Genomic DNA, 12,671 nt, shown 5'->3' with positions numbered 1-12,671 from the left:
GGCGGTAGCATCTCAGCGGTCCGGGCCCGGACCCGCGGCGCGAGCGCCGGCGGGGTCCACACGATCTTGGGGGAGAGACGATGAGTCAGGCGCCCGTCAGCGCATCCGGTCTGGTGCGGGTCACGGTGGCCTCCGGCACCCGTCGCGTCGACCTCGTCCTGCCCGGGGCGGTGCCCGTCGCGGAGCTCGTGCCCGAGCTCGCGCGCAGCGTCGGCCTGCTCGACGCCTCCACCGTCTTCGGCGGCTACCACCTCGTCACCGCCGAGGGGCGCGAGCTCGCCACGGACTCCGGCCTGGTCATCCAGGGCGTCGAGGACGGCGGCCTGCTCACTGTCACCGCCGGCATCGACGACGCCCCGCCGCGCGTCTACGACGACGTCGTGGAGGCCATGACCGACATCGTCGAGCGCGACCTCAAGCCCTGGGAGCCCGCCTCCGGCCGGCGTACGGCGCTCGCCGCCGCCGGACTGCTCATGGCCTTGGGCGCCGTGGCCCTGCTGATCCAGCGCGGGTCGACGCTCGCCGGGGTCGCCGCCGCGGTCGTCGCGCTGGCCCTCGTGACCGGCGGCATCGTGCTCTCGCGGGCCCAGGACGAGCCCGAGGCCGCGGTGGCGGTCGCCTGGATGGGGTCGTTCTACGCCGCGGTCGCCGGGCTGATGCTCGTCACCGACGGACGCTTCTTCGGCCTCCCCGTCGCCGCCGCCGGCGCGGGGGCGCTGCTGGCCGGCCTGGTCTCGCTGGTCGGCCTGGGCGAGGGCCGCACGCTGGTCATCCCGCCGGTCGTGGTCGGAGCCATCTTCCTGGCCACCGGCGTCGTCATGAACTCCGCGACCTTCGACCCGGCGGTCGTGCTGACCGTCGCGCTGGTCCTGGTCGTGATGGCCGGGTCGGTCTTCCCGTGGCTGGCCCTCGGCGCCACCGGCACCAACGTCGACCAGCTCTTCACCACCGAGGACATCACCGCCGACCCCGCCGAGATCGACCCCGGCCGGGTCGGCGCCGACGCCCGGGTCGCCCACGAGATCCTGGTCGCGGTGTCGGCCACGGTCGGCCTGTTGCTCGTGCTCATCGCCCCGCTGGCGGTCTCGCTGGGCCTGGCCGGCACCCTGCTGGCGCTCGTCGCCTGCGTGGTCGTGATGCTGCGGACCCGCCAGTACCGCACCGGCTCCGAGGTCCTGGTCGGGCTCGTCTCCGGCATCCTCGGGCTCGTGTCCGTGGCGATCTCGCTGCTGTGGATGCATCCCGAGTGGCGGCCGACCGCCGCGGTCGCGCTGGCCGCGACCGGCGCCGTGCTGCTCGCGGTGACGCTGCTGCCCGCCACCCCGTCGGTGCGACGCGGCCGGTTCGGCGACATCGCCGAGTCGGTGAGCCTGCTGGCCCTGCTGCCGCTGCTCGTGGTCGCCGTCGGCATCTTCGCCTCGATCCGGGGCTGAGCGATGGCCACCAAGCGCGACCTCGTCGAGGCCCACGCCTTCAGCCGCCGGCGGCTGGTCACCGCCTTCGTCTCCGGCGCCCCCGGCGGCCGCGAGGTCGAGCCCGCCCGCCCCGGCCGCACCATCGTCGGCGGCCTGGCGCTCGCGGTCCTGCTCGTCGCGGGCGCCGCCATCGCCGGCGTCTTCGCGCCGCGCGACGCCCAGGACTGGAACAAGCCCGGGCTGATCCTGTCCAAGGAGACCGGCGCCGCCTACGTCATCCTCCAGGAGAGCGACCACCCGGTGCTCCGCCCGGTCATCAACATCACCTCGGCGCGGCTGATCCTCGAGGGCGACGTCGAGCCGACGCTCGTCTCCCAGCAGACCATCGACGAACAGACCGTCGGGGAGGACATCGGCATCCTCGGCGCCCCGGCCAGCCTGCCGACCCCGGGACTGCTGATCGACGGCGGCTGGACGGCGTGCACCGCCGACGGCCACGGCACCCGCGTCGACGTCGCCGAGGAGCCGCAGGCGCCGCTCGACCCGACGACGGGCTTCCTCGTCGAGAACGCCGGCACCTACTACGTCATCGCGCAGAGCCGCGAGGGCAACGGCGCCACGCCCGGCGCCTACCGCTTCGAGCTCCCGGCGTCGCGGTCCGACGACGACCTCGACAACATGCTGCGCGAGCTCCAGCTGCCGATCCGCGAGTCCGCGACCCGGGTGCCGACGGAGTGGCTCAACCTCTTCCCGGCCGGCGGCGCGCTGGACTTCCCGACCTTCGGCGTCCGGGGGATCGGCGACACCCCGTCGTACGCCGGCGACCCCGGCGTGCCGGAGGACGCCCGCGTCGGCGACGTCATCGTCGACGGCGACAGCTCGCTGCTGCTGACCGCGGATGCGCCGACCTCGCTCGACCCGTTCTCGCTGGCGGTCTACTCCCACACCGAGACTCCCGCGGGTCGCCCGATGCCCGGCACGCACCGGGTCGGCCAGCACCCGTGGATCCAGGAGGCGCCGCTGCCGACCGGTGCCCAGACCGAGCCGCCGTTCGCGGCCGCCCACTGGCCTGCCGCGGCCTTCACCGCCCCGGCGGGCGACCCCTGCGCCCGGCTCGTCACCGCGCCAGGCGAGGCGCCCAGCGTGGCCCTCGCCTCCGCCCCCAGCGAGGCCGCCACGGCGTCGACGCTGCCCGCCGACAAGGTCGTGCCCGTGGTCGACTCGGGCCGCGGCGCCTACTTCCTGTCCGGCGACTGGGAGAGCAGCGACACCGGCTCGCCGTTCGTGGTCGACGCCAAGGGCAACAGCTACCCGCTCGAGGGGCAGGACGCCGCGGCCCGCCTGGGCTACGGCGACCACCCGGTCGTGGTCGTCCCCGACAGCTGGACCAAGCTCTTCGGGGTCGGCGTGCCGCTCTCGGTCGACGACGCGCTGTGCCGGCCGCACCCGGTCGAGGACACCTCGTGCCTGTAGCCCCCCGGATCGCCGCGGTGGCGGCCGCCGCGCTGGCCGCCGTCTCGGTGGGCGCGGGCTCGCCGGCCCACGCGGCGCCGGAGGCCTACTCCTGCATGGGTCTCAGTGACAACACCGCCCGAGTGACCGACTCCTCCACCAGCGTCCCCTACGAGCTGCTGGGCATCGACCGGGCGCAACAGCTGCTCAAGGCCCAGGGCAGGTCGCCCGGCGGTGGCCTCTCGGTCGCCGTCGTCGACTCGGGGATCTCCGACAGCAGCGGCCTGGTCACGGTGGCAGGCCGGAGCCCCTGGCCGCACCGGGACGTCACCGACCCGCACGGCACCGCCGTCGCCGGGCTGATCGCGGCCCGCGCCCGCGGTGACAAGCCGACCGGCATCGCCCCCGGTGCGCGGCTCGTCGACGTCCGCGTCTACGACGGGTCCGACACCGGCGGCGCCGACGACATCGACACCGACGACGTCGTCGCGGGGCTCGACTGGGTCGCCCAGCACGCGTCGGACTACGCCATCCGGGTCGTCAACATCTCCCTGGCGCTGACCCCGACGACCGACCTCGAGCGGGCGGTGCACCACCTGGTCCACGACCTCGACATCGCCGTCGTCGCCGCGAGCGGCAACCGCCCCCAGGACGAGACCGACCTGCTGTGGAGCCGCTTCAACAGCGAGGACGGCACCGACACCGGGCCCGGCGAGGACGCTGCCGACGCGGTCTACCCGGCGGCGTACGACGACGTCATCGCGGTCAACGCCACGCAGGGCGGGCCGGTCGACCGCTCGCAGCCGCTCAGCGCCGCGGTGCTCCCCAACTCCCAGACCGACCTCGCGGCCCCGACGTTCTACGGCGTCAGCATCGGGGTCAACGGCAGCACCTGCCGGATCGACCAGGTCGCCACGTCCTGGGCGGCGGCGGAGGTGAGCGGCGTCGTGGCGCTGCTGCGGACGGCCTACCCGCGCGACACCGTGGCCCAGATCCGCGCCCGGCTGGAGAACACCGCGACCGGCACCCCGCTGGACCGGACGAAGTTCGAGGGCAACGGGGTGGTCCAGCCGGTCGAGGCGCTGACCCGGCCGCTGCACCCGCGCAAGGACGGCACCCTGCCGCGGGCGACCGGCGAGGAGCAGAGCAACGTCCGCGCCACGGCCCCCCGGCCCCAGGCGGACGTGCTCGCCTCGACCCGCCACCACGCCGTCTGGTGGGGGCTCCTGGGCGGCGGCGCGCTGCTCGTGGCCCTGATGCTGCGGCCGGTGCTCGCCCGCCGGCGCGACTGAGGACGGCCGGGCTCAGGCCGGGACGACCGCGATGGGGCAGGGCAGCAGCCCGCACAGGTCGTGGTCGACGGCACCGTGGATGACCCGGGCCAGCCCCGCGTGGGCCGGGCTGCGGCCCACGACGAGCAGGTCCGCGTCCCAGCTGTGCTCGAGCACCTCGTCGAGCGGCCCGCCGTGGTCGGCGTGGAGCTCGACGTCGAGGTGGCCCAGGCCCGCCTCCACCCAGGACTGCAGGCGTTCGGTGGCGACCCGTCCCTGGGCCTCCACGCTGGCCGCCGGGTGCCTCAGCCCACGACCGACGAGGTGGGACTGCCAGGCGTGGACGACGACGAGCGTGGCGCCGCGGCGGCCGGCCTCCCGGGCCGCCCACAGCAGCGTCGGCCGCGACTCCTCGGCGCCCTCGACCGCCACCACCACCCGGCCGCGCAGGGGAGTGGCCGGCCCCGAGGTCGGGACCACCACGACCGGGCAGCGGGCGCCGCGCAGGCACTCGGCGGTCACGTGCGAGACGTGCCCCGCCCCGGCATGGCCGCCCAGCACCAGGAGGTCGGGCGCGGCGGCGAGGAGGGCCTCGGCCGGGCGCCCGTGGACGGCCGCGCTGACCGTGCCGGCCGGTAGGTCCGGGTGCGCGTCGCCGGAGAGGACGAGGGACACCTCGACGTCCTCGTGCCAGGCGTGCAGGAGGGTGAGGCCGGTGTTGCGGAGCCGGGCCGCGTCCGCGGCCCAGCGCACCGGCGCGCCCGTGTCGCGCCTGCCGCTCGTGCCGACCACGACGCCTGCCATGCGGGCTCCCAGGACCAGATCCGAAATCAGAACTGCGTCCCCCTCACTCACCGTTGTAGCGGGAGGGGGACGCAGTTGCAAGGGTCGAGCCCGGTGACCTTGGTCAGGCCTCCGCGACGTCGGCGTGGGCCTTCTTCTCGGTGACGTCCGCACGGGTCACGGAGAGGTAGACGACGGTCACCAGGATGGTGCCGAGGAACAGCACGCTGGTCCACAGCGTGCCCAGCGCCAGGCCGCCCTCGGACTTGTCAGCGCTCAGGAGGTCGCCGATGTTGGCGCCGAGCGGGCGGGTCAGGATGTAGGCCAGCCAGAACGACAGCACCGGGCCCATCCCGATCTTCCAGGCGGCGAGCACGGCCACGATCAGGCCGAGCGGCAGCAGCACGGACTGGCCCGGGCCCCAGCCGGTGAGCTCGAGCGTCCAGTCGCCGACCGCCGTACCGAGGGCGAAGGTGACCAGCACCGTCAGCCAGTAGAACGACTCGCGCGGCGTGGTGACGATCGAGTGGATGGAGAGGGTGCGCTCCCGGGCGTACCAGATGCCGAAGACCGCGGCGAGCAGCACCGCGAAGACCGTCGAGGACACCGCCAGGGGCACGCCCTGGGCGTCGGTCAGGTTGTCGGTGAGCAGCGTGCCGACCACGCTGATCAGCACCACCGCCGTCCAGTAGACGCCCGGCACGTAGCGGTCGAGGCGGAACTGGAAGACCATCACCACCAGCAGGGCGGCCGAGAAGACCAAGGTGGTGTTGGTGAGCCCGAAGCCGAGGGTCTCGTTGATGTAGTCGGCGAAGCTCTCGCCCACCGTGGTGCACAGGATCTTGATGATCCAGAAGAACACCGTGACTTCCGGGACCTTGTTGAGCATCTGGCGGCGCGCGGTGGCGATCTGCGGTGTCGTCGTCATGCCGGCCACCGTCGCTGAGGCGCCCTGCCATCAACCTGACTGGAGGGGTGTCGGTCCCACCCGTCACAGCTTCACCATGAGAAGTGGGTGGGTCTGCACTTCTCACGGTGAACTCACCATGAGAAGTGACGCTTCGCCCACTTCTCATGGTGAAGCGGCGTGGCCACCCAGCCCGAAATGCACTCGAGGGCGCCGACCGCGTCGGCGCCCTCGAGAGTGGCGGAGGTAGGGGGATTCGAACCCCCGAGGGCTATTAACCCAACCCGCTTTCCAAGCGAGCGCCATAGGCCACTAGGCGATACCTCCGCGGAGGAGGCTACCGGTCGGCGTCCGGGCGATGAAATCGGCCTGCCCCGGGTGGCCGTGTTGGTCCGCCCGAGCCCCTCACCTAGACTCTGCGCCAACCCCCCGCGTGGCGGCATCTCACCGAACTCCCCCAGGGCCGGAAGGCAGCAAGGGTAGGCGAGCTCTGTCGGGTACGCGGGGGGCCTCTTCGTCTCCGGAGGTCCCCACGGCCCCGTACGTCGGCCGCCGGTCACCGCGCGCTACCCGGTGTCGGCGCGGGTGGTTAGGGTTCAGGCGTGGAGTCACCCCTCGCGTTGTACCGCCGCTACCGGCCCGAGACGTTTGCCGAGGTCATCGGCCAGGATCACGTCACGACGCCGCTGAGAGCCGCGCTCGCGAACAACCGGGTCAACCACGCCTATCTCTTCTCCGGACCGCGCGGCTGCGGCAAGACCACCTCGGCCCGCATCCTGGCCCGCGCGCTCAACTGCGAGCTCGCTCCGGTCGCCGACCCGTGCGGCGAGTGCGACAGCTGCCGAGACCTGGCGCGCGGCGGTCCGGGCTCGATCGACGTCATCGAGATCGACGCGGCCTCCCACGGCGGCGTCGACGACGCCCGCGACCTCCGCGAGAAGGCGTTCTTCGCGCCAGTGCGCAGCCGCTACAAGGTCTACATCATCGACGAGGCCCACATGGTGACCACGCAGGGCTTCAACGCCCTGCTCAAGCTGGTCGAGGAGCCCCCGCCGCACCTGCGCTTCATCTTCGCCACCACCGAGCCCGACAAGGTGCTGCCGACGATCCGGTCCCGGACCCACCACTACCCCTTCCGGCTGATCCCGCCGCGGTTGCTCTCCTCCTACCTCTCCGAGCTCTGCGAGAAGGAGCAGGTCTCCATCGAGCCGGCCGCCCTGCCGCTCGTGGTGCGGGCCGGTGCCGGTTCGGCCCGCGACACCCTGAGTGTCCTCGACCAGCTGCTCGGCGGCGCCGGGCCCGAGGGCGTGACCCACCAGCTGGCCACGGGCCTGCTGGGCTACACCCCCGACTCGCTGCTGGACGAGGTCGTCGACGCGTTCGCGGCCGGCGACGGCTCGGCGGTGTTCGGCGTGGTCGACAAGGTCATCGAGACCGGTCAGGACCCGCGCCGCTTCACCGAGGACCTGCTCCGCCGCCTGCGCGACCTCGTCATCGTCGACGCCGTGCCGGACGCCCCGGCGACCGGCCTCATCGACTGCTCCGAGGACCAGGGCGAGCGGCTGGTCGCCCAGGCCGCCCGCTTCGGCAGCGCCGAGCTCAGCCGCGCCGCCGACCTCGTCGCCTCCGGACTCACCGAGATGCGGGGTGCGACCGCGCCGCGGCTGCTGCTGGAGCTGATCGTGGCCCGGGTGCTGCTGCCCGGCGCCGACCACTCCACCGACGGCCTCGCCGCGCGCCTCGACCGGATCGAGAAGCGGATCGCGATCACCGGCGTGCCCTCGGCCACCCCCGCGCCCCAGCCCGCCGTCCCCCAGCAGGACCGGCCCGCCCAGGTCCACGTGACCAGCGACGTCGTCGCCCCGACCCCGGCACCGGCCCGCCCCGAGCCGGTCGCCGAGCCGGTCGCCGAGCCCGCGCCCACCCCGGAGCCCGTCCGGGCACCGGCTCCGCCCGAGCCCGAGCCGGCCACCCCCGCCGCCACCCCCGCCACCCCCGCCGCCCCCGCCGCCGCCCCCGCGGCCCCCGCGGCCGGTGGCGGGCTCTCGCTCATCGACGTACGCCGCCTCTGGCCCGACATCGTCGACGCCACCAAGCTGCGCCGCCGGGTCACGTGGATGCACCTCACCCAGAACTGCCAGGTCGTCTCGATCGAGGGCAACGTGCTGACCCTGGGCTTCCCCAACGCCGGCGCCCGGGAGTCCTTCGACAACGGCGGCAGCGCCGAGATCGTGCGCCAGGCGGCGATCGACGTGGTCGGCGCCGACTGGCGGATCGTGACCATCGTCGACCCCGGAGCCCAGGCCGACGCCGGCCAGCGCCCGCCCGCGCCGGCCCCGGCGGCTCCCGACCCGGCTCCGGCCGCGCCGGCGGTGTCCGACGCGCCGGCGCCCGAGCAGGCGGCGGCGCCGGTCAGCCCGCCCGCGTGGGTCTCCGACGAGCCGGAGACCCCGACGGCCCAGGCGCCGACGTCGCCCGCCCCCGAGGCCAGCGCCCCGGAGTCGCCGCCGGCCCGGGAGAAGGCCGGCCCCGAGGCGATCGCGGCGGCCAAGGCCGCCATCCAGTCCACCCGCCAGTCGGGGGAGGAGGCGGCCCGCTCCGACGATGCCGCCGAGCGTGACGCCGACGCCAGCCTCGACGACGTCGACGCCGACCACCAGGGCCTCGCCGGGGCGGAGCTCCTCCAGCGCGAGCTGGGTGCGAGGGTGATCGAGGAGATCCGGCACCAGTGAGCGATCCCGGTCGTTCGACCCACCAGAGCAGCAGTCCTGCACCACCCCACGAGTCAGAGGTGACCTCATGAGCCAGAACCCCTTCGACGCCCTCGGCGGAGCCGGCGGCTTCGACATGAACGCGCTGCTGCAGCAGGCGCAGCAGATGCAGGAGCAGCTCGCCAGCGCGCAGCAGCGCCTGACCGAGACCACGGTCGACGGCACCGTCTCCGGCGGCGCGGTCACCGTGACCGTCAACGGGGTCGGCGAGGTCGTCAACGTCGACATCAAGGCCGGGGAGTTCGACGGCAGCGACGCCGACGACCTGTCCGACCTCGGCGACATGATCGTCGCCGCCTACCGCGACGCCAAGGCCCAGGCCGACGCCCTCGCCGGGGAGGCCCTCGGGCCGCTCGCCGGCGGCGGAGCCCCGGGCGGCATGCCCGGCCAGCTCGGCTTCTAGGAGCACCCACCGTGTACGAAGGCGTCGTCCAGGACCTCATCGACGAGCTCGGCAGGCTGCCGGGCGTCGGTCCCAAGAGCGCGCAGCGGATCGCCTTCCACCTGCTCCAGGCCGAGCCGGCCGACGTCCGCCGTCTCGCCGACGTGCTGATCGAGGTCAAGGCCAAGGTGAAGTTCTGCTCGGTCTGCTTCAACGTCTCCGAGGACGAGCAGTGCCGGATCTGCCGCGACCCGCGTCGCGACGGCACCGTCCTGTGCGTCGTGGAGGAGTACAAGGACGTCGTCGCGATCGAGCGCACCCGCGAGTTCCGGGGCCGCTACCACGTCCTCGGCGGGGCGATCTCGCCGATCGACGGCATCGGCCCCGAGCAGCTGCGGATCCGCGAGCTGATGATGCGGCTGGCTGACGGCACCATCACCGAGACGATCCTCGCCACCGACCCCAACCTCGAGGGCGAGGCCACCGCGACCTATCTCACCCGCATGCTCAAGCCGCTCGGCTTGCGCGTGACCCGATTGGCGAGTGGACTGCCCGTAGGCGGTGACCTCGAGTACGCCGACGAGGTCACCCTGGGACGAGCGTTCGCTGGGAGGCGGTCTGCCGATGACTGAGACACCCGAGAGCCGGATGGACGGCGCGACCGAGGAGTTCGCGACCCAGATCGCCGACCAGGTCGAGAGCTTCCTCATCGCGGTGCAGGCCATCGCCCGCGAGGCCGACGGCGGCCGGGCGATCTCGCTGCTGCTGCTCGAGATCAGCCAGGTGCTGCTGGCCGGCGCCCGGCTGGGCGCCCAGAGCGACTTCTCGCCCCGCGCCGAGTACCAACCCGACGTGGGCCCCGAGCCCGACATCGACGCCCTCCGGCTGCGGCTGGCCGAGATCCTCGGCAACGTCGACACCTACAGCTTCGTGTTCGACCCCTACGTGCCCGAGGCCGCCGTGGAGAGCCAGCTCTCCGACGACATCGCCAGCATCGCCACCGACCTCGAGAACGGCCTGCGCCACTACCGCCTCGGCAACATCGACGAGGCGCTGTGGTGGTGGCAGTTCTCCTACGTCTCCTCGTGGGGCAACCTCGCGGGCGCCGCGCTCAACGCGCTGCTCTCCGTCGTGGCCCATGACCGCCTCGACACCGAGATCGCCTTCGAGGAGGAGCAGCTCGCCGTGGCCGAGGAGATCCTCGAGGCTGAGATGCGGGAGTCCGGGGAGAGCGCTCCCCGCTAGACTCGAGGCCGGTCGCAGCGCAGCGCGGCGTGGCCCGGCCGGTCCGGGCGTGCGACCTCGAGACGCCATCGACCTCCGAGGATCCAGCTGTGGGCATTGTCGTGCAGAAGTACGGCGGTTCGTCCGTCGCCGACGCCGCCGGCATCAAGCGGGTGGCGCAGCGCATCGTCAACACCCGCAAGGCGGGCAACGACGTCGTCGTCGTGGTCTCCGCGATGGGTGACACGACCGACGAGCTGCGTGACCTCGCCGAGCAGGTGACCCCGCTCCCGCCGCCGCGTGAGCTGGACATGCTGCTCACCGCCGGCGAGCGCATCTCGATGGCCCTGGTGGCCATGGCGATCGCGCAGCTGGGGCACAAGGCGCAGTCGTTCACCGGCTCCCAGGCCGGCGTGATCACCGACTCGGCGCACGGCAAGGCCAAGATCATCGACATCACGCCGGGGCGGATCGAGACCGCGATCAAGGACGGCGCGATCGCGATCGTGGCCGGCTTCCAGGGCGTCTCCCAGGACACCAAGGACATCACCACGCTCGGCCGCGGCGCCTCCGACACGACCGCCGTCGCGCTCGCGGCCGCCCTCGGCGCGGACGTGTGCGAGATCTACAGCGACGTCGACGGCGTCTTCACCGCCGACCCCCGGATCGTCCCGACGGCCCGCAAGCTCGACCGCGTCTCCACCGAGGAGATGCTCGAGATGGCTGCCTCCGGCGCCAAGATCCTCCACCTGCGGTGCGTCGAGTACGCCCGCCGCTACAACATGCCGATCCACGTGCGCTCCTCCTTCTCGCAGAAGGAAGGCACCTGGGTGGTCCCCGACTCGCACAAGGGAGAAGAAGACATGGAGCAGGCGATCATCGCCGGCGTCGCGCACGACGTCAGCGAGGCCAAGATCACCGTGGTCGGCGTGCCCGACAAGGTCGGCGAGGCCGCCCGCATCTTCGAGGCCCTGGCCGCGACCGAGGTCAACATCGACATGGTCGTCCAGAACGTCTCCGCCGCCGCCACGGCGCTGACCGACATCTCCTTCACGCTGCCCCGAGCCGACGGCCAGGCGGCCATGGGCGCGCTGGCGCGCATCCAGGACGAGGTCGGCTACGACAAGCTGCTCTACGACGACCAGGTCGGCAAGGTGTCGCTGATCGGCGCCGGCATGCGCTCGCACCCGGGGATCACGGCCAAGTTCTTCGCCGCGCTTGCCTCCTCGGGGGTCAACATCGAGATGATCTCCACCTCCGAGATCCGGATCTCCGTGATCGTCGACGAGGCCCAGGTCCCCGACGCCGTCCGCGCCACCCACACCGCCTTCGACCTCGACTCGACCGAGGTCGAGGCCGTTGTCTACGGCGGGACGGGCCGCTGATCATGGACGCCAACAGGGACGCCAGCAGGGGCATCAACATCGGCGTCGTCGGCGCCACCGGACAGGTCGGCGTCGCCATGCGCCAGATCCTCGAGGAGCGCGCCTTCCCGGTCGACCAGATCCGCTTCTTCGCCTCCGCCCGGTCCGCCGGCAAGGTCCTGCCCTTCACCGGCCCCGGTGGCGAGCGGAGCGTGGTCGTCGAGGACGCGGAGACCGCCGACCCGACCGGGCTCGACATCGCGCTCTTCTCCGCGGGGGCGACCACGTCGCGTGCGCTGGCGCAGAAGTTCGTCGACGCGGGCGTGATCGTCATCGACAACTCCAGTGCCTTCCGGAAGGACCCCGCGATCCCGCTCGTGGTCGCCGAGGTCAACCCCGAGGCGATGGCCGGGGTGGTCGAGGCCGGGCGCGGCATCATCGCCAACCCCAACTGCACCACGATGGCCGCGATGCCGGTCCTCAAGCCGCTGCACGACGCGGCGGGCCTGGTGCGCCTGATCGCCTCGACCTACCAGGCCGTCTCCGGCTCCGGCGTCGCCGGTGTCGAGGAGCTCGCGGGTCAGGTCGCCGCGGCCGGCGACAAGGCCCGTGAGCTGGCCTACGACGGCCAGGCCGTGACGTTCCCGGAGCCGGACAAGTACGCCCGCACGATCGCCTACAACGTGCTCCCGCTGGCCGGCTCGATCGTCGACGACGGCCTCAACGAGACCGACGAGGAGCAGAAGCTCCGCAACGAGTCCCGCAAGATCCTGGGCATCCCGGACCTGCGGGTCTCCGGCATCTGCGTGCGCGTCCCGGTCTTCACCGGCCACTCGCTGGCGATCAACGCCGAGTTCGCCCAGCCGATGCCGGTCGCCCGCGCGCGCGAGCTGCTGGCCGAGGCCCCGGGCGTCGAGCTGTCCGAGATCCCCACGCCGCTCCAGGCGGCCGGTCAGGATCCGTCGTACGTCGGCCGCCTGCGCCAGGACCCGGGCGTCGACGACGACCGCGGGCTGGCGCTCTTCATCTCCAACGACAACCTCCGCAAGGGCGCGGCCCTCAATACGGTGCAGATCGCGGAGCTGATCGCCCGACGCTGAGC

General features: G+C 73.1%; 11 protein-coding genes, 1 tRNA gene and 1 other RNA gene. 10 read left to right on the top strand and 3 right to left on the bottom strand.

Annotation, left to right across the window (positions count from 1 at the left end):
* The first annotated feature begins 80 nt into the window (after nucleotides 1-80).
* The 3 genes from eccD to FB382_RS18180 are packed head-to-tail and all read left to right on the top strand — an operon-like array spanning nucleotide 81 to nucleotide 4,159.
* Nucleotides 81-1,433 carry a type VII secretion integral membrane protein EccD gene (gene eccD / locus FB382_RS18190; RefSeq protein WP_182541080.1) on the top strand — a complete coding sequence of 451 codons (1,353 nt, stop codon included), beginning with the start codon at nucleotides 81-83 and terminating at the stop codon, nucleotides 1,431-1,433.
* A gap of 3 nt (nucleotides 1,434-1,436) precedes the next feature.
* Nucleotides 1,437-2,888 carry a type VII secretion protein EccB gene (gene eccB, locus FB382_RS18185; protein WP_182541079.1) on the top strand — a complete coding sequence of 484 codons (1,452 nt, stop codon included), beginning with the start codon at nucleotides 1,437-1,439 and terminating at the stop codon, nucleotides 2,886-2,888.
* Nucleotides 2,879-4,159: a S8 family serine peptidase gene (locus tag FB382_RS18180; RefSeq protein ID WP_182541078.1), complete on the top strand. Its 1,281-nt coding sequence runs from the start codon at nucleotides 2,879-2,881 to the stop codon at nucleotides 4,157-4,159. The genes eccB and FB382_RS18180 overlap by 10 nt, the downstream gene beginning before the upstream one ends.
* 12 nt (nucleotides 4,160-4,171) lie before the next feature.
* On the opposite strand, the gene FB382_RS18175 is transcribed toward FB382_RS18180, so the two are convergent.
* The 3 genes from FB382_RS18175 to FB382_RS18165 all read right to left on the bottom strand — a co-directional run bounded on the left by FB382_RS18175 (nucleotide 4,172) and on the right by FB382_RS18165 (nucleotide 6,155).
* Nucleotides 4,172-4,942, bottom strand: a complete 771-nt coding sequence (locus FB382_RS18175; protein ID WP_182541077.1) for a universal stress protein — start codon at nucleotides 4,940-4,942, stop codon at nucleotides 4,172-4,174.
* Between the two features lie 103 nt (nucleotides 4,943-5,045).
* Nucleotides 5,046-5,849, bottom strand: a complete 804-nt coding sequence (locus FB382_RS18170; RefSeq protein ID WP_246377245.1) for a COG4705 family protein — start codon at nucleotides 5,847-5,849, stop codon at nucleotides 5,046-5,048.
* A 217-nt stretch (nucleotides 5,850-6,066) separates the two neighbouring features.
* Nucleotides 6,067-6,155 (bottom strand) — tRNA-Ser (locus tag FB382_RS18165).
* 96 nt (nucleotides 6,156-6,251) lie between these two features.
* On the opposite strand from FB382_RS18165, the gene ffs reads away from it, so the two are divergent.
* The 7 genes from ffs (at nucleotide 6,252) to FB382_RS18130 (ending at nucleotide 12,669) form a co-directional block, all read left to right on the top strand.
* An RNA gene (gene ffs, locus FB382_RS18160) (signal recognition particle sRNA small type) lies at nucleotides 6,252-6,342 on the top strand.
* 88 nt (nucleotides 6,343-6,430) lie between these two features.
* Nucleotides 6,431-8,560 carry a DNA polymerase III subunit gamma and tau gene (locus tag FB382_RS18155; protein ID WP_182541076.1) on the top strand — a complete coding sequence of 710 codons (2,130 nt, stop codon included), beginning with the start codon at nucleotides 6,431-6,433 and terminating at the stop codon, nucleotides 8,558-8,560.
* A 67-nt stretch (nucleotides 8,561-8,627) separates the two neighbouring features.
* Nucleotides 8,628-9,002: a YbaB/EbfC family nucleoid-associated protein gene (locus FB382_RS18150; RefSeq protein ID WP_182541075.1), complete on the top strand. Its 375-nt coding sequence runs from the start codon at nucleotides 8,628-8,630 to the stop codon at nucleotides 9,000-9,002.
* A gap of 11 nt (nucleotides 9,003-9,013) precedes the next feature.
* Entirely contained in the window at nucleotides 9,014-9,613 is a 600-nt protein-coding gene (recR, locus tag FB382_RS18145; RefSeq protein ID WP_182541074.1) for a recombination mediator RecR, read from the top strand.
* Entirely contained in the window at nucleotides 9,606-10,226 is a 621-nt protein-coding gene (locus FB382_RS18140; protein ID WP_182541073.1) for a DUF5063 domain-containing protein, read from the top strand. Before recR ends, FB382_RS18140 begins: the two co-directional genes overlap by 8 nt.
* 89 nt (nucleotides 10,227-10,315) lie before the next feature.
* Entirely contained in the window at nucleotides 10,316-11,590 is a 1,275-nt protein-coding gene (locus FB382_RS18135) for an aspartate kinase (RefSeq protein WP_125036767.1), read from the top strand.
* 32 nt (nucleotides 11,591-11,622) lie between these two features.
* Nucleotides 11,623-12,669, top strand: a complete 1,047-nt coding sequence (locus tag FB382_RS18130; RefSeq protein WP_425490137.1) for an aspartate-semialdehyde dehydrogenase — start codon at nucleotides 11,623-11,625, stop codon at nucleotides 12,667-12,669.
* The last annotated feature ends 2 nt before the right edge of the window (nucleotides 12,670-12,671 follow it).

It is taken from the genome of Nocardioides ginsengisegetis, from assembly GCF_014138045.1.
Classification (GTDB): domain Bacteria; phylum Actinomycetota; class Actinomycetes; order Propionibacteriales; family Nocardioidaceae; genus Nocardioides; species Nocardioides ginsengisegetis.
This window is presented reverse-complemented; position numbering and strand designations above follow the sequence as displayed.

What these genes read in the sequence shown, in the direction of transcription:
- eccD (WP_182541080.1), top strand. Translation starts at nt 81, where the DNA reads ATGAGTCAGGCGCCCGTCAGCGCATCCGGTCTGGTGCGGGTCACGGTG.
- eccB (WP_182541079.1), top strand. Translation starts at nt 1,437, where the DNA reads ATGGCCACCAAGCGCGACCTCGTCGAGGCCCACGCCTTCAGCCGCCGG.
- FB382_RS18175 (WP_182541077.1), bottom strand. Translation starts at nt 4,942, where the DNA reads ATGGCAGGCGTCGTGGTCGGCACGAGCGGCAGGCGCGACACGGGCGCG.
- FB382_RS18170 (WP_246377245.1), bottom strand. Translation starts at nt 5,849, where the DNA reads ATGACGACGACACCGCAGATCGCCACCGCGCGCCGCCAGATGCTCAAC.
- FB382_RS18150 (WP_182541075.1), top strand. Translation starts at nt 8,628, where the DNA reads ATGAGCCAGAACCCCTTCGACGCCCTCGGCGGAGCCGGCGGCTTCGAC.
- FB382_RS18140 (WP_182541073.1), top strand. Translation starts at nt 9,606, where the DNA reads ATGACTGAGACACCCGAGAGCCGGATGGACGGCGCGACCGAGGAGTTC.